The organism is Halorhabdus sp. SVX81 (assembly GCF_029207715.1).
GTDB lineage: Archaea > Halobacteriota > Halobacteria > Halobacteriales > Haloarculaceae > Halorhabdus.
This window is the reverse complement of record NZ_CP104322.1, coordinates 828,156-843,094: the sequence shown is the minus strand read 5'-3', so window position 1 is coordinate 843,094 and position 14,939 is coordinate 828,156. Positions and strand designations below refer to the sequence as shown.

The 14,939-nt window shown below is 62.9% G+C and carries 15 protein-coding genes and 1 tRNA gene; 5 read left to right on the top strand and 11 right to left on the bottom strand.

The window, feature by feature from the left end; genetic code table 11:
• Nucleotides 1–36: 36 nt before the first annotated feature.
• On the bottom strand, nt 37–483 hold the full coding sequence (locus SVXhr_RS04105) for a zinc ribbon domain-containing protein (protein ID WP_275739703.1): 447 nt from the start codon (nt 481–483) through the stop codon (nt 37–39).
• Between the two features lie 494 nt (nt 484–977).
• On the opposite strand from SVXhr_RS04105, the gene SVXhr_RS04100 reads away from it, so the two are divergent.
• A complete protein-coding gene (locus tag SVXhr_RS04100; RefSeq protein WP_275739701.1) occupies nt 978–1,637 on the top strand; it encodes a hypothetical protein in 660 nt (219 codons plus the stop codon).
• 20 nt (nt 1,638–1,657) lie between these two features.
• Here the strand turns inward: SVXhr_RS04100 and SVXhr_RS04095 are convergent, their stop codons facing one another.
• The 3 genes from SVXhr_RS04095 to SVXhr_RS04085 all read right to left on the bottom strand — a co-directional run bounded on the left by SVXhr_RS04095 (nt 1,658) and on the right by SVXhr_RS04085 (nt 5,145).
• Entirely contained in the window at nt 1,658–2,761 is a 1,104-nt protein-coding gene (locus SVXhr_RS04095) for an aminotransferase class V-fold PLP-dependent enzyme (protein WP_275739699.1), read from the bottom strand.
• Nucleotides 2,762–2,923: 162 nt separating this feature from the next.
• Nucleotides 2,924–4,177 (bottom strand): hypothetical protein, encoded by a 1,254-nt coding sequence (locus tag SVXhr_RS04090; protein ID WP_275739697.1) that lies wholly within the window; start codon nt 4,175–4,177, stop codon nt 2,924–2,926.
• A gap of 356 nt (nt 4,178–4,533) precedes the next feature.
• Entirely contained in the window at nt 4,534–5,145 is a 612-nt protein-coding gene (locus SVXhr_RS04085; protein ID WP_275739695.1) for a hypothetical protein, read from the bottom strand.
• 386 nt (nt 5,146–5,531) lie between these two features.
• On the opposite strand from SVXhr_RS04085, the gene SVXhr_RS04080 reads away from it, so the two are divergent.
• On the top strand, nt 5,532–5,678 hold the full coding sequence (locus tag SVXhr_RS04080; RefSeq protein ID WP_275739693.1) for a hypothetical protein: 147 nt from the start codon (nt 5,532–5,534) through the stop codon (nt 5,676–5,678).
• A gap of 460 nt (nt 5,679–6,138) precedes the next feature.
• On the opposite strand, the gene SVXhr_RS04075 is transcribed toward SVXhr_RS04080, so the two are convergent.
• The 3 genes from SVXhr_RS04075 to tuf all read right to left on the bottom strand — a co-directional run bounded on the left by SVXhr_RS04075 (nt 6,139) and on the right by tuf (nt 7,911).
• Nucleotides 6,139–6,210: transfer RNA gene (locus tag SVXhr_RS04075), tRNA-Ala, on the bottom strand.
• Nucleotides 6,211–6,331: 121 nt separating this feature from the next.
• Nucleotides 6,332–6,643: a 30S ribosomal protein S10 gene (rpsJ, locus tag SVXhr_RS04070; RefSeq protein ID WP_198408540.1), complete on the bottom strand. Its 312-nt coding sequence runs from the start codon at nt 6,641–6,643 to the stop codon at nt 6,332–6,334.
• A complete protein-coding gene (gene tuf / locus SVXhr_RS04065) occupies nt 6,640–7,911 on the bottom strand; it encodes a translation elongation factor EF-1 subunit alpha (RefSeq protein ID WP_275739691.1) in 1,272 nt (423 codons plus the stop codon). The genes rpsJ and tuf overlap by 4 nt, the downstream gene beginning before the upstream one ends.
• Before the next feature lie 272 nt (nt 7,912–8,183).
• Here tuf and SVXhr_RS04060 point away from each other — a divergent pair, with 272 nt between their 5' ends.
• On the top strand, nt 8,184–8,669 hold the full coding sequence (locus tag SVXhr_RS04060) for an SHOCT domain-containing protein (RefSeq protein WP_275739689.1): 486 nt from the start codon (nt 8,184–8,186) through the stop codon (nt 8,667–8,669).
• Nucleotides 8,670–8,703: 34 nt separating this feature from the next.
• Here the strand turns inward: SVXhr_RS04060 and SVXhr_RS04055 are convergent, their stop codons facing one another.
• The gene (locus SVXhr_RS04055; RefSeq protein WP_275739687.1) at nt 8,704–9,672 is read right to left on the bottom strand and encodes a homoserine dehydrogenase; all 969 of its coding nucleotides are present in this window, start codon (nt 9,670–9,672) and stop codon (nt 8,704–8,706) included.
• Nucleotides 9,672–10,202, bottom strand: a complete 531-nt coding sequence (locus SVXhr_RS04050; protein WP_275739686.1) for an amino acid-binding protein — start codon at nt 10,200–10,202, stop codon at nt 9,672–9,674. Before SVXhr_RS04050 ends, SVXhr_RS04055 begins: the two co-directional genes overlap by 1 nt.
• 216 nt (nt 10,203–10,418) lie before the next feature.
• On the opposite strand from SVXhr_RS04050, the gene SVXhr_RS04045 reads away from it, so the two are divergent.
• Nucleotides 10,419–11,774 carry an isochorismate synthase gene (locus tag SVXhr_RS04045; RefSeq protein ID WP_275739684.1) on the top strand — a complete coding sequence of 452 codons (1,356 nt, stop codon included), beginning with the start codon at nt 10,419–10,421 and terminating at the stop codon, nt 11,772–11,774.
• The gene (menD, locus tag SVXhr_RS04040) at nt 11,771–13,525 is read left to right on the top strand and encodes a 2-succinyl-5-enolpyruvyl-6-hydroxy-3-cyclohexene-1-carboxylic-acid synthase (RefSeq protein WP_275739682.1); all 1,755 of its coding nucleotides are present in this window, start codon (nt 11,771–11,773) and stop codon (nt 13,523–13,525) included. Before SVXhr_RS04045 ends, menD begins: the two co-directional genes overlap by 4 nt.
• 26 nt (nt 13,526–13,551) lie before the next feature.
• Here menD and SVXhr_RS04035 read toward each other — a convergent pair whose 3' ends face one another.
• Nucleotides 13,552–14,358, bottom strand: a complete 807-nt coding sequence (locus tag SVXhr_RS04035; RefSeq protein WP_275739680.1) for a DnaJ domain-containing protein — start codon at nt 14,356–14,358, stop codon at nt 13,552–13,554.
• 123 nt (nt 14,359–14,481) lie between these two features.
• Complete coding sequence (locus SVXhr_RS04030; protein WP_275739679.1) at nt 14,482–14,886, bottom strand: helix-turn-helix domain-containing protein; 405 nt, start codon at nt 14,884–14,886, stop codon at nt 14,482–14,484.
• Between the last annotated feature and the right edge of the window lie 53 nt (nt 14,887–14,939).

Sequence of the window (14,939 nt, the reverse complement as noted above, 5' to 3'; positions counted from 1 at the left end):
CGAGTTCGGCAAATCGATACCACTGTCCAGCCGCGTCTACTCGTCCATGCTGGCAGCCTGAGCACGGATCTCGTCGAGGGTCGTGCCGTCATAGGAGTTCTCCAGCAGGGCGACGAGTGCGGCGACGCCGAGCGCCTGTCTGACGTCAGTATCCAGATCGGTATCGGGAGAGGGAGCGTCCGTAAGATCGCCAAGCGTGTCGTCGTCGATGTCCAGGATCTCGTGGAGGTCCAGTTCGTCGACGTCGGTGAGATGGGAGAAGTCCGCGAGGCCGGCCTGAACGTCCGTGAGAAGTTCTTCGTGGTAGGTCACCTCGGGGTCGAGCGGTCGTGCCCCGTGGCGAACCCCCTGGAGATACTGGATCGACGACCGCCGTAAGAACCCGTCACGGGAAGACTCCGCGAAGCTGAGCCGTTCGCCACACCGATCGCAATAGCGGGCGTCGTCCTCGGCGTCTGCACCACAGTACGGACACTCGATCATGGGGACTGGTTCGACCCACCCCGTCAATTGCCTTTCGCCGATATGGAGTTCAATACTCGTCTAGTGTGGTGACGTCAGCTCTTCTTTCAACAGCAAGAAAGCCCCGTGTCGTTCGACGACTGCGACTCGCTGCGGTCCTCACTCACCCGTGTTCGTTGCGGTCCTTGCGTCGTCTCGCTCGTCGAACGACACGCCCCTTTCAGTCCCACCCGGCGTGGCAAACCATATTGGGCGGGACTGAAAGGGGCAGCCGGCTACGCGAACCCGGCCGACGGCGAGTCGAGTGGAGCGAGACGAGCGTCGGGAGCGCTTGCGCTCCCGGAATAAGCACGCGTAGCGAAGCGAGCGCGCGCAGCGAGGCCCGGGAGCGTAGCCGGCTGGGGCTTTCTTGCTGTTCTCAGTCTGTTTCCCAGCCACTCCTGGGAGGCTTACAGGATTGGATACAGACAATGCTAGGCGAGAAGGGTTTTGTACCGCGGCCCGAAACGCTCGGCATGGACCAGCCGGACGAACCCAGCGGCGAACTCCCGGGCATGCTCGCCGAGGAGTATTTACAGCGCGAGGCAGGGGTGCGGGCACTGCTTGACGATCTCGATCGCCAGGCGCTCGAAGGCGAACACGAGGCGGTGCGCGAACGGATTCGAGGGCTTGCCGAGACCGACCAGGGCGTCTTTTTCACGATCGCACTGAGCCTGACTGGCTCGGCGCAATTCTTCGGCGACGTCGAGGCCCAGCTTGACGTGACGGCCGCCGATCGGCTCCGAGACCTCGCCGACTCCTATCCCGCCTTGGAGCAGCCGTTCAGCATCGTCAGGCGTGAACAGGCCCACGACCGACAAAATCCGGTGACTGGACTCCAGACGACGACCAGCTATCATGCCGAAGAGGAGTTGCCGCTGATCCGTTACACCGTCTCCTCTGGATCGGTGGATCTCTACGAAGGATGTGAATCACCGGAGGAGATTCTCGGCGTCGCCACGCAGTTCGTCCAGTCGACGGCCGACTCGCTCGACGCCGCACTCGACGAGGAGTTCTCCGTGAACACCGAGGAGTTGAGCAACCTCATCGACCGCCGGGAAGAGCTCGAATCCGAACTCGACCGGCTACGCGACCAGATCGACGAACTCCGCCGCCGGCCGATCGGTGACGAGTGAGAGCGTGTGACTGGTCCGACTCAGAGTGCTTCGAGCAACCGATCGACATCCTCGGCCGTATTGAACCCGTGAATCGAGGCCCGTACAGCCTCAGGATACGGCAGTGATCGAACGACGACACCGGCGTCCGCCAGCCGCTCGACCGTGGCTTCGGGATCGTCGGCTGCGAACGTGACAAGGCCCGATTCGTACTCCCGGGGGCTGATGAGCCGCTCGCCGAGTCCCGCCTTCAGCCGGTCAGTCAGTCGTTCGATCCGTGTCTGAACAGTTTCCATCCCGATCGATTCCAGCAGGTCGATCGCCGCGGCGAGGCCGACGTGCGGGGCTGGCGAGGCCGTCCCGAGTTCGAATCGCGGTGCGCCGGTCTTGTACTCGTAGGACGTAGCCCCGGACTCCTCGACGCTCCGGTAGCCGATCTGCTGGGGGGTGAGCGCGTCGATCGCCTCGGGCGCGACATAGAGAAAGCCAGCCCCCCAGGGGCCGAGCAGCCACTTGTGACCCGACCCGGCGACGAAATCCGCGTCCCAGGCCTCGAAGTCGACGGGGCGCTGGCCCGGCGACTGGACGGCGTCGATCAATACTCGCGCCCCAGCGTCGTGGGCGATATCGACTGCCTCCTCGACCGGCAACCGGGTGCCGTGACTCCAGGTGAGAGAACTCATCGCCAGCAGTCGAGCGTCCTCAACGGCAGTCGCGAGTTCGTCGCGGTCGATTCGCCCGTCGGTGGTTTCGAGCGTCCGGACTTCGATTCCATGGAGATCGGCCATGCGATCGAACGGGAGGACGCCGGCGGGATGCTCAAGATCGGTTCTGACGACAACGTCGCCGGGTTGCCACTCGATCGACGAGACGATCAGGTTGATGCCGTGGACCGTGCTCGACGTGAGGGCGATCGTCTCCGGCGAAACGCCAAGGAAGGGAGCGATGGTTTCGCGGGCCGCCTCGTAGCTGTCCCAGGCGTGCGGATAGATTCCCTCGTCGATCGGGGCCTCGAAATTGTGATACTCGATCCAGTCCGTCGTCGCTTCGACGACTGACCGCGGGGCGGGGCTGCTCGCACCGGTGTTCAGGTACGCGATCTCTTCGAGGACGGGAATGTCGTCCCGGAGTGCGTCGAGGTCCATATCGGACGGTGGGGCGGACGCTACGTGAATCCACGGAACGGGAAAGAGGTGGGGCTGTTCGGAAACGGCTTCGCCAACAGAGCTGTCCGGAATGACTGGACACGCCACCGTAGGTCGGCGTGCCCGCCCTCGTCGAACTGTGGCGGTTGTCGTGTGTGGTGGCTACGCCTCGGGACCGCTACTGCGTTCTGCAGTCTCACTCCCGCCCGAAGAGGACACCCACAGACTGATGTCATAGGACGGAGTGACACCGACGGTCATCGTATCGCCGAAAACGACTGCCGGCTGGCCATCGACCGTGCCGGAGGCGGTGCCGGCCCACTGGCCTTGCTCGGTGGCGTCGACGTTGGGCACGTTGGCAAACCCCGAGCCATGGATACTGAGGTTGTCTCGCGGAACAGGGTCACCGCCGTTGTGGGTAATGACGAGTCGTCCGCCATCGTTCCCGACACGGTAGTCCATCGTGGCGTTGATCTGCCGTTGGCCGCCTGCGATGTCTCCATCAAGTCTGACCTGTAGTGACTGCAGTTCCTCTGTCGGTACTGTCCCCTGGGCGAGGACCGCCCGGCCGTTGGTAGTGACGCTGACAGCGTCGGGACTGTCGAAGAATGCCGTGTGTCCGACCGTCGCCCTGACTCGTTCGGCATCGACAGCCGCCGCATTCTCGAAGACGACAGCAGTGCTGACCTCACTCTCTGACTGACCAAGATTGACCGTCGAGCCCGCCATTACCGCATCAGGAACCTGAATTCGATCCGCGTCGGTGTGGATCCGAACCGACGAGCCCGTAGGGAGGGCGTCCACCAGTGCTTGCCCGGCATCGTTTACGTCCTGCAGTCGCGGGATCGCCCCCTCGCTTGTATCGATGAATTCCCGGAGGTTCTGCCTCACGTCGGCACCTTCGTATGAAAGTGAGACGAGGACTGTGCCATCAGCAATGCCGTACGCTTGCACGTCCCCGGCAGCAAACACCGAGTAGCCCCGGTGCGTGTCTGTCTCGCTGAATTGGTCGCTAATCCCCCCCGTGGCTGTCTCCGCGTCGAAGGTCCCGGTCATTGCAATCAGCGAGCCGAAACTGTGGAAACGTTCAATAGTGTCAACAGGGACCATCGTATCACTACCGAACCCGAATCCGTCATCGATTCGCGGTAAGCCATCACGATGGCCCCGTATCTCGTTGACTCGGGCCGATGTCAACAGGATCGTATCGCCGAAGGCAACCTCACTGGGTGCGAGGAGCCACCGCTCGTAGTCCCCTGTTTCGTCCCCCTTGGCCGCCGAAGTCGTGTGTTCGGTGTCCGTTCCGGTCGGATCGGCTGCGTTGCTGTTGAGCGCGCCACAGCCTGCAAGCCCAGCCAGACCAACGGCACCGACCACACGAAGCATCCGGCGACGCGACGGCGTCGATTGTGTCATATCTGTATCCCCATCTGGAGGTTATATATTAGTATCCGTTAGAATATTACTGAATTATAACTACATTTTTGTGATTGTATTGGAAGGAATGGTCAAGCTGCGATCTCACGCTTCACTGCCACAGCCGGACTCAAAAGTGCCTAGCGAACAGCACCCGCCTCTCGGTTCGGTCCAATACCCGTCGGCCTGTTCGATCATGCCGGACACCCACCCGACCGGCTCGGCAGCCGCGAAATATGCACACGCTGGCGAGCATCTCGTGTGCATATGGAGAGGAGCGTATTTCTCTACGTGTGAACCCTGGAGGAGACACATTTGATGAGACGAGGTTCACTAATCCAGAACTGCATCAAACCTCATTCCGATCTAAATTCGCGCGACATTGCACCAATTATCCTATGGGAATTGGTTCTCATAAATTCCACTTTATTTAAATTTGGTTGCATTGCATCCCCCATCATATCAAGTAGCTCGTTATACACTTCTTCACCAGCAATATCTGCAAAGTGTAGTAGATAGAAGCCAGTAAGAGCCATTATTGGCTGTTTTGCTACAAAACTATTCCAGGCTTGTTTTATGAAAAGTATCCGTGGTTTCCCTTGGGAAAGTTCCTTGTCTGAAAACATCATATTTGAAATGATTGTGTATCTAGTTACAATCAAGATCACCACAAATAGACCGGCCAAGGTAGCTAACACAGATACCATTGTAACGGGTTCTTCCGCGGGCCTCACATATCCACTTGAGAGGGTCCTTACAGTATTTGGATAAAGTGCGAATAAAGAGAGGAGAACCCCAATAATAGCAATCAATCCACTAATTATTGTTTCTCCCTCAATCATCCGGTTCTCCATCTCATCTATCGCTTGCAATCCTTTCCTCCGCAAGTGGTGTCTCGTAACAGGGAGATGTCCGTAATCCTCTTCTGCAAGAATAGAGTCTGCAGGGTCCTGCATTTGATCGATCATATCATCTCGAATCCGTTCAGAATCAATCGTAGATAATCTCAGGACCCCACTAATCCGGGACTGTAATTGGATTTTTCTGCCAATAAACGACATAACATTCACTGGGACGAAGATAATTCTCAGCACAATCCCAAATAGGAGATAAAATAGACCAATAAGAAGAATCCGAAGTACTCTCATCCAATCTCATCTTACCCCATTCGATAATAAATCTGACTGATAAATGGAATGCCCCTCTGTCTTTTACCGTACTAGACAGGTCGCTCGGGTGTGCAGCATTGCAAGTGTTGTGGCAGCCGACTGAACCGGATTAAAGTCCGGGTGTTCGGAACGGAGTATTGCACCGTCTGCGCACCGATTTCGACCGCTGTGGAGGTCGGTGCGTGATGGAAAAGCGGATCGACCTGAACGACGCGTTCGTGAGTCCGTGCTTCGTGCTCGCGAGTGGCGTTCAGGCGAAGCTCTTCGCGCTCGTCCTGTTCGGCTTCGACTTCTCGAAGTCGGTCATGGATCGACAACGGGCCGGGCGGTAACAAGAGTGGACTCGCGGGGGTCACGCGAGGTGCGAGACGTGAGCACCGCGAACGTCTCGCAGTGAGTGTGACCACGCGAGGGAACGAGTGTGTTCGCGCAACGCGCGAACCACGAGTGGACTCGCGGGGATATTGAACAATGGAAGACGATCGCCTCGCTCCGCTCGGGGCTGCGACTTCCAGGCTCAAATCCCCGCTCGAGCAATCAGAATTGCATCGCTCGCGAGTTTGCGAGCGACAGTAAACATGGACTCGCGGGGGTCTCGCGAGCGCAGCGAGTGAGACCACGCGAGGGAACGAGTGGGTTCGCGCAACGCGCGAACCACGAGTGGACTCGCGGGGATATTGAACAATGGAAGACGATCGCCTCGCTCCGCTCGGCGCTGCGACTTCCAGGCTCAAATCCCCGCTCGAGCAATCAGAATTGCATCGCTCGCGAGTTTGCGAGCGATAGCAATTATGGACTCGCGGGGATTTGAACCCCGGGCCTCTTCCTTGCGAAGGAAGCGATCTGCCACTGATCTACGAGCCCGCAACGGGATATCCGTGATACGGATAGTTGAATCCGACGATTCGACCTGCGCGTGAGGGCGCACGGAAATCGTCGACGACCGACTGAGAGCGTCGGGTTCGAAACCCGAAGCACCGATCGCTCAGTCTTCGAGGACGATCTCGATCGAGACGTCGTTCGGCACCTGAATGCGCATCAGCTGTCGAAGGGCGCGCTCGTCGGCGTCGATGTCGATGAGCCGTTTGTGGACGCGCATCTCCCAGTGCTCCCACGTGGCGGTCCCCTCGCCGTCGGGGGACTTGCGCGCGGGCACTTCCAGCGTCTTCGTCGGGAGCGGCACCGGACCGGACAGCTCGACACCGGTCTTGTTCGCGATCTCCTGGACGTCGTCGCAGATGTCGTCCAGGTCCGCGGGGCTGGTTCCGGCGAGACGGACGCGTGCCTGCTGCATTATTCGCGCTCGTCGACGCTCAGCACTTTGCCGGCCGCGATGGTCTGACCCATGTCACGGATGGCGAAGCTGCCGAGCTCCGGAATCTCGCCCGACGGTTCGATGCTGAGGGGCTTTTGCGGTCGGATGGTGACGACAGCCGCATCACCCGACTGGATGAAGTCGGGGTTCTCCTCGGCGACCTCGCCGGAGGAGGGGTCGATCTTCTGATCGATGGACTCGATCGTACAGGCGACCTGGGCGGTGTGGGCGTGGAAGACCGGGGTGTAGCCCGCGGTGATCACGCTCGGGTGCTGCATGACGACGATCTGCGCCTGGAAGGTCTCGGCGACCGACGGCGGATCGTCTGCGGGACCACAGACGTCACCACGGCGGATGTCGTCCTTGCCGACGCCGCGGACGTTGAATCCGACGTTGTCGCCGGGGCCGGCGCGGTCGACTTCCTCGTGGTGCATCTCGACGGTCTTGACCTCGCCGCCGACGTCAGACGGCTGGAACGTGACGTCGTCGCCGGGGAACATCTCGCCGGTCTCGATTCGACCGACCGGGACGGTCCCGATACCGGAGATGGTGTAAACGTCCTGAATCGGGAGTCGGAGCGGCGCGTCCGTCGGCGGCTCCGGCTCGGGCAGGTCGTTCAGCGACTCGAGGACGGTCGGCCCGTCGTACCACGGCATGTTGTCGCTGAGTTCGTTGATGTTGTCGCCCTCGAACGCCGAGGAGGGGATGAAACTCGCGTCGTCGGTGTTGAACTGGACCTGCTTGAGGAGTTCCGTGACCTCCTGGACGGTCTCCTTATAGCGGGATTCCTCGTAGTCGACGAGGTCCATCTTGTTGACGGCGACGATGAGCTCGTCGATACCCAGGGTGCGGGCCAGGAAGACGTGCTCCTGGGTCTGGGGCTGGACGCCGTCGTCGGCGGCGACCACGAGCACGGCGTTGTCGGCCTGGGACGCGCCCGTGATCATGTTCTTCACGAAGTCACGGTGGCCCGGACAGTCGACGATGGTGAAGTAGTACTCGTCGGTGTCGAACTCCTGGTGGGCGATGTCGATGGTGACACCACGCTCTCGCTCCTCGGCGAGGTTGTCCATCACATAGGCGAACTCGAAGCCGCCTTTGCCCTTCTCTTCGGCTTCCTCTCGGTGCTGCTCGATGACGTGCTCCGGAACGCTGCCGGTCTCGAACAGGAGTCGACCGACGAGAGTGGATTTCCCGTGGTCGACGTGTCCGATGATGGCGAGGTTCTGGTGCGGTTTGTCCTCACTCATTTGAATCTCACGCGCAGAGGCGCTGTATCGGAATCGTTCGGCTGTTGGTGTTAAAACCATTTCGATAGCGAGCGTAGACCATGCCGCCGCTGTCTTGCGATTTGGGAACTGCTGTCACGGATTGCGGTCGGCCTGTGTCCATCAGTTCCGGCGATAGAGGTCACCGGCGGCCGGTATGGGCCGGGCTGGCGAGAGTCAATCACGCGTGGTCCGATCAGCCGTCGATGTCCGTGACAATACAATTATACAACAGGCATACCCAAGCCTCACGCATGGGTAGCTACCATCGCGTTTTCGAAGCGCTCGCGGGCGTGTTTGCGGTCGCGACGCTGCCAGCCGGCATTGCCGCGTATATGAACACGGGGCCACAGGCGGCGTTGTGGGTGTTCGTCGTCGGCTGGCTCTTTTTGGTCCCGGTCGCTGGCGTCCTCGCCGGGAGTCTGGCCGATCCGGCCGAGGAGATCGAACGGGCACGGAAACTGCGGGACCTGGCAGTGGGGATCGACGAGAGCGAGACCACCCGTGACGGCGGGGAGACCGCGGACCCACTGGACGAACTCCGACGCCGGTACGCGAAAGGGGAGATCGACGAGCGGGAACTCGAACGGGGACTCGACGCGCTGCTGGAGACCGAAGACGTCCGGACGGACGACACGGATGCGATCAGAGCGGTCCTCGAAAGACGGGACAGACAGGACACACCGTCCCGAGAGACAGAAGAGAGCGGGAGTCCGGAGGCGGCCCTCGACGTCGAGTGACTCCGTCTCAGGCGACGGAGGAAACCGGCCACAATCAGTCCGTGGTTAGCTCGGGAAGCCGATTGACGTCCGCGAGGATCGCCGTCGCAGTTTCGGGACCACCCGCACCGCGGCCGGAGAGGTTGAGCCGACCGGCGTTGTCGGTCTCCAGTTGAACGATATTGGTCGTCCCGCTGACGGCGAGTTCGCTGTGCTCGGGAACCAGTCGCGGACTCACCCGGATCTCGTCGCCGGCGACCTCGCCGATCAGCCGGATCGTCCGGCCGTCCTCGCGGGCGAGTTCGAGCGCGCTGCCCGGGATGTCCTTGATGCCCTCGACGGTCGCATCTTCGAGGGAGAACGCACGGTCGCCCTGCGCGAGGACGTTCGCGAGGATGACACACTTCAGGGCGGCGTCGGTCCCCTCGACGTCGAAAGCGGGATCGGCCTCGGCGACGCCCAGGTCCTGTGCCTCCGCGAGGACGTGCTCGTAACCCAGTCCCTCGGCGGCCATCCGCGTGAGGATGAAGTTCGCCGTGCCGTTGAACACACCCCGAACGGCGGACATCGTGCCCGGCCCGTAGTCCTCGATCGTCGAGAGTACCGGGATCGCACCTGCGACGGTGGCCTCGAAGCGGACCTCGCCCGCGCTTTCGGCTTCGAGCGCACGGACGTCGGCGTAGCGTTCGGCCATCGGCCCCTTGTTCGCGAGCACGACGTGTTTGTCCCGCTCCAGGGCCGCTTGGACGTGGCTGAATCCCGGTTCGGCGTCGCCCAGCGTCACCGGCGTCACCTCGATCAGCGCGTCGTACTCGGCAGCCAGCACGTCGTCGGGATCGCCGTCACCGAGATGTGCCATCCCCTCGGAGCGCTGGCGTTCCAGTGCTGTCGCCGTGTCGATGCCGTCAGGGTCGATCGCCGCGGCGTCGACGTTGGCCATGGCGGTGACCCGGTGCCCGTACTCGCTTGCGAGTTCGGCGACGGAGCTACCGACCGTCCCCGTCCCCATGATTGCGAGATCCATCAGGCCTCACCTCCCGGCGCGAGGGGTTCGACAACACGAAGGTCCTTCTGGTCAGCCACCGACCGGACCGCACTGAGGGTGTCCTCGACGGCCCCCTGCTCGGTCCGGAGTCGGAGGCGCGCACTCGACACCTCGTCGGCGCCCTGAGGGGCAGCCAGCGAGATATCTGTCACGGCCCCGTTCTCCGCCCGGAGTTGCGAGAGCGTATCAGAGAGATCAGTATCGACGAGATGGCCGACGAGGACCACGGTGAGTTCCTCGCTGTAGCGCTCCTTGCCGGCCTGGATCACGTTGACGCCGGCCTCCCGAAGCGCGTCGACGATCACGTCGAAACGCTCGGGCGACGCTTCGAGATCGACCTCAACTGGGATGTGCCCGCGCGGGGTCATGTTCCCGCGTTCGTGGTAGATACTCAGCAGGTTACCGCCGTTGTCGGCGATCGGGGATAGCGCCCGGAGGAGTTCACCGGGTTCGTCGACGAGTTCGAGCCGAACTGTGTACGCCCGGACTTCGTCCTGCGGATCGCTCATCCCACGTTCACCTCGGCTATCGAAGACGCGTGTCTGGGCGCGTACATCGTATCCCATCCACAGGGAGGGAGGTATAAGAATCTGCTTGAACTGACGCCCGCCGAGAGGGTGACTCGTCCGAGCGGGCATCCGTCGATGGTGGCGGCCAGTCCGAACGAGCGTCCGATGGTGGGGGTATCGTCAGCCCTTAATGGATTGTGCCCCTAGACAGGCCAGATGGAGTCAGTGCGTGCCGACGCAGTCGGGACCGATCACGCCAGCGACGTTCTCGCCATCCGTGGCTGCCAACTCGACGCCGTCGATCCCGCCACGCTGCTCGCCGACGAGATCCGCAGGCGACCGTGGACGGCATGGGCTAGCCCCGACGAGACGGTCGCGGGGACGGGCAGCGCGGCGACGATCTCCGTGACGAGCGGCGACCGATTCGAAGCGGTCCGCGAGCGAGCGAGTGGACTCTTTGCGAACCAGGATGTCGCCACGAACCTGCCGCCGTTCGCCCGTCCCCGGCTGTTCGGTGGCTTCGCCTTCCACGACGTCGGGGTCGATCGCCACGCTGACGCCGACTGGACGGGGTTTCCGGACGCCTATTTCCACCTGCCGGCCGTCTCGGTCATCGAGCGCGACGGCGAAACCTGGCTGACGGCCGCCGCTGTCGGTCCGGACGCCCCGAGTACCGCCGAACAAACCCTCGAACGCTGGCAGGAACGACTCACGAACGCCCAGCCGTCGACCGAGTCGCCACCAGGCATCGCCGCCCGATCACAGATCCCCGAGCGCGGCGCCTGGACCGAACAGGTCGACGCTGCCGTCGAGCGCATCGATCGGGGCGACCTGCGGAAGGTCGTCCTGGCCGGCGCTCAGACCGTTGACCTCGCAGGGTCGCTGTCAGTGCCCGCCGCCCTCGATCGGCTCAGCGAGACCTACCCTGACTGCTACCGCTTCGCGTTCGCACCCGAGCAAGCAGGCGCGGGGACTTTCTTCGGGGCGACCCCCGAGCGACTGCTCAGGCGTGACGGTCCCCGGGTGCAGACAGCGGCACTGGCGGGGTCGATCGGCCGCGGGGACACGGGGGCCGAAGACGAGTGGCTCGCCGAGGAGCTCACGGACAGTCCGAAGGACAGCCACGAACACGCCCTCGTCGTCGAAGCCATCCGCGAGCAACTCGATGGCTTCGCCGAGACCGTCACGACTGGCGAACGAACCATCAGACAACTCGCCACGGTCCAGCACCTCCAGACGCCGATCGAGGCGATCCTCGATACGGAGGTACACGTCCTCTCGCTGGTCGAAGCGTTACATCCCACGCCGGCCGTCGGCGGACTGCCGCCGGACGATGCGTTGGCGGCGATTCAGGAGGCTGAAGCCTTCGATCGCGGGTGGTACGCCGCGCCGATCGGCTGGTTCGACGCGGCCGGTGATGGGGAGTTTGCCGTGGGCATTCGGTCGGCACTCACAAGAGAGCGCCGGGCCACGCTGTTTGCCGGGGCGGGGATCGTCGCCGATAGCGACCCCGACGCCGAGTGGGACGAGATTCAGCTCAAGTACCGCCCGATCCTCGACGCCTTACGATGATGGCCCCGAACCGCAACACGCTGTGGGCGAACGTGCTCGTCGACGAACTCGCGGCCGCCGGGGTCGAATATGCCTGTCTCGCGCCCGGGAGCCGGTCGACGCCGTTGACGACCGCGTTCGCGGCCAGCGAGGTCGAGGTGGTCTCGTTGCTCGACGAACGCTCGGCCGCCTTCTTCGCGCTCGGTCGGGGCCGCCAGAGTGGCGAGCCGACGGCCGTCGTCACGACCTCGGGGACGGCGACGGCGAATCTCCACCCGGCCGTGATGGAAGCCGACGAGGGTCGGGTGCCGCTTGTCGTGCTCACGGCCGACCGGCCACCCGAACTTCAGGACAGCGGCGCAAACCAGACTGCCGACCAGACGAAGCTCTACGGGTCGGCCGTCAGACAGTACCGGACACTCCCCGAACCCGCACCGCGTCCGCGAGCGCTACGGTCGCTCCGCGTGACGGCGGATCGGGCTGTCGCCGACGCGATAGGGACGCCGGCGGGCCCGGTTCATCTCAATATCCCCTTCCGAAAGCCACTCGAACCGGTCCACGTCGAGGGTGACGTTCCCGACGATCTCGGCGAGCGTGCGCCCCTGGCAGTCGAGGGGCGGGACGGCCCGTTCGTCGGGATTTCCCAGGGGGCGGTGACGCTTGCCGACGAGGAACTCGACCGCGTCGCCGGAGTCATCGAGGGAGCCGACCGGGGACTGATCGTCGCTGGGCCGGCGAGCCAACCGACACCGGCCAGAGAGGCACTGGTCGGGCTCGCCCGCGCAACCGATTTCCCTGTCCTCGCCGATCCACTCTCGGGCCACCGATTCGGTCACGCCGACAGCGTGGGGATCTGTGGCGGCTACGACTCGTATCTCGACGCGAAGGCGGAGTGGGGCTGGCCGGACCCCGAGGTCGTCGTCCGGTTCGGTGCCTCACCCACGTCGAAGGTCCTCAGGCACTATCTCCGGGATAGCGAGGCCCGCCAGTTCGTGGTCGACCCGGCCGGCGAATGGACCGAAGCCGAGTTCACGGCGAGCGACCTGCTCGTCGCCGATCCGACCCGGCTGGCCGACGACCTGGCCGACCGGATCGCGACCGGCGGGGACGACGCGTGGCGTGAGCGCTTCGAGCGCGCCGAGGAGACGTACTGGTCACTGCTGGATCGGACAACGACGGACGCCAACTTCGAAGGAGCGGTCCTGTCGACGGTGGCAGCGGAGATTCCTGCCGGTGCGACCTTGGTCGTCGGCAACAGCATGCCAGTTCGGGATCTCGACCGGTTCGGACAGCCACGGGCGAGATCAGTCCGCGTCCTGGGGAATCGCGGCGTGAGCGGGATCGACGGCGTCACCAGCACGGCACTGGGGGCCGCAAGCGCGACCGACGGTCCCCTGGTCGGCGTCCTCGGCGATGTCTCCTTCTATCACGACATGAACGGACTACTCGCGCTGGCCCGGGCCGAGGTCGAGGCGACGATCGTCCTGCTCAACAACGACGGCGGTGGCATCTTCCACATGCTGCCGATCGAGGACTTCGACCCACCGTTCACTGACTTTTTCAAGACGCCACACGGCCTGGATTTCTCGCCCGTCGGGGAACTCTACGATGCCGAATTCGTCCGTGCAGGGTCCCTCGATGCGTTCGAATCGCTCTATCGGGAATCCCTGGCCGCCCCCGGCACCCAGATCATCGAAATTACCTTCGACGCAGCGGAGAGCCATCGTGTCCGGGAGACGATCCACGAGGATGTCCGGACCGAATTGCGGTGACTGGATGGGGCACCCGTGACTCGCGGTCAGTGTCGAATGAGTCGAAATACCACGATCGAGAGGCCAAGTGGGAGCCAGGTCGCCGTCATCGCAAGGACGCCGGACAGCGAGATCATGCCGAGCGACCCGATCAGGAAGGACCCGGCTGTAACGAGACCCCAGAAGCCGAACACGAGCACGCCGATCTCGGGCAGCGAGATGAGATAGCCCACGAGCGCCAGCGTACACGCGGCGACGATGAGATTAAACACGGCTGGGAACGGTGGGTAGACGCTAAAAAGGACAAAGGGAGGGTAACAGATGAACGCCGCGAGCAGCAGGACGACCGACTGGTTCGGCGGGAACAGGCGACTCCACCGGACCGTGTTCGGATCGCCCGGCTGGGTGACCCTTCCCCCTGACCCATGTGCCCACGTCCGGTCTCTGTCGGTAGGGGTGGATGACTGACCTCGCGTCGCGTCACGTGACCCGGATCGGACCCGTGTGTTATCGCCGACGGACGTCGAACTGCCGTCGGACTGGCTGTGCGCAGACGCGGCGGAGTGCGTTTCCCCTGCCCCCTCGTCCGTGGACTCCCTTGCCGATGCAGACGCCGTCCCAGTGGGATCACCGGAGACGTACGCTTCGTGGCCCAATCGGTCGTAACGGGCACGCTCGGCCTCGTCAGTCAGCACGTCCCTGGCGTCGATGACTTCCTGCACTGTGTCAGTCGCGTCGGGATCGTCCGTGACGTCGGGATGGGTCTCCTTGAGCCGCTCGCGGTAGGCAGCCTCGATATCGGCAGTTGAGGCCGATTCCTCGACGCCGAGGACATCGTAGTACGTTCGAGCCATCCGACGGGTAACCTGGTCGTGTCAACCGGCCCATACTACAAACATCCGTCGGTCGCCGGCAAGCACAAACGGTCAGCGTGACCGACATGAAAGATGAGGCGGATCACAATCCAACCGTCGTGACTAGCTGTCAGCCGCCGGATCGACCGCCGCCTCTGGGTCGTACTTCTCGCGGAACTCGCCGATAAGTTGGCCCATCTTGGCGTACCAGTCGTTGAGCGTCCGCTGCATCTTATCCGCGATCTGATCAGGGTCCGTCGGGTGGTAGACGTGATAGTACCCACCCTGATCGTAATTGACCTGTTCCTTCTGGATGAAGCCCGACTGGAGGAGGCGCTGGACTGCTCGATACGCGGTCGAGCGCTCCCGATCGACGGCGTCGGCGATCTCGTCGATAGTCATCGGCTCCGTCGTATCAGTCAGGGTCACAAACACCTCCTTATCGAGTTCCTTGAGCCCGTGGATGCATTCGAGCAACCCCTCACACTCCATGTCCTGCTTGAGGTACTCGTTGATCGACTCTGCCATTCGTAGCCCCGTCTAGGCGAAGCGCGTTCAAAAGTGTTGTGAGTGCTGTGCAT

Coding starts and splice junctions, on each gene's coding strand:
- SVXhr_RS04105 (WP_275739703.1), bottom strand. CDS start 483: ATGATCGAGTGTCCGTACTGTGGTGCAGACGCCGAGGACGACGCCCGC.
- SVXhr_RS04100 (WP_275739701.1), top strand. CDS start 978: ATGGACCAGCCGGACGAACCCAGCGGCGAACTCCCGGGCATGCTCGCC.
- SVXhr_RS04095 (WP_275739699.1), bottom strand. CDS start 2,761: ATGGACCTCGACGCACTCCGGGACGACATTCCCGTCCTCGAAGAGATC.
- SVXhr_RS04090 (WP_275739697.1), bottom strand. CDS start 4,177: ATGACACAATCGACGCCGTCGCGTCGCCGGATGCTTCGTGTGGTCGGT.
- SVXhr_RS04085 (WP_275739695.1), bottom strand. CDS start 5,145: ATGATCGATCAAATGCAGGACCCTGCAGACTCTATTCTTGCAGAAGAG.
- SVXhr_RS04080 (WP_275739693.1), top strand. CDS start 5,532: ATGGAAAAGCGGATCGACCTGAACGACGCGTTCGTGAGTCCGTGCTTC.
- tuf (WP_275739691.1), bottom strand. CDS start 7,911: ATGAGTGAGGACAAACCGCACCAGAACCTCGCCATCATCGGACACGTC.
- SVXhr_RS04060 (WP_275739689.1), top strand. CDS start 8,184: ATGGGTAGCTACCATCGCGTTTTCGAAGCGCTCGCGGGCGTGTTTGCG.
- SVXhr_RS04055 (WP_275739687.1), bottom strand. CDS start 9,672: ATGGATCTCGCAATCATGGGGACGGGGACGGTCGGTAGCTCCGTCGCC.
- SVXhr_RS04050 (WP_275739686.1), bottom strand. CDS start 10,202: ATGAGCGATCCGCAGGACGAAGTCCGGGCGTACACAGTTCGGCTCGAA.
- SVXhr_RS04045 (WP_275739684.1), top strand. CDS start 10,419: ATGGAGTCAGTGCGTGCCGACGCAGTCGGGACCGATCACGCCAGCGAC.
- menD (WP_275739682.1), top strand. CDS start 11,771: ATGATGGCCCCGAACCGCAACACGCTGTGGGCGAACGTGCTCGTCGAC.
- SVXhr_RS04035 (WP_275739680.1), bottom strand. CDS start 14,358: ATGGCTCGAACGTACTACGATGTCCTCGGCGTCGAGGAATCGGCCTCA.
- SVXhr_RS04030 (WP_275739679.1), bottom strand. CDS start 14,886: ATGGCAGAGTCGATCAACGAGTACCTCAAGCAGGACATGGAGTGTGAG.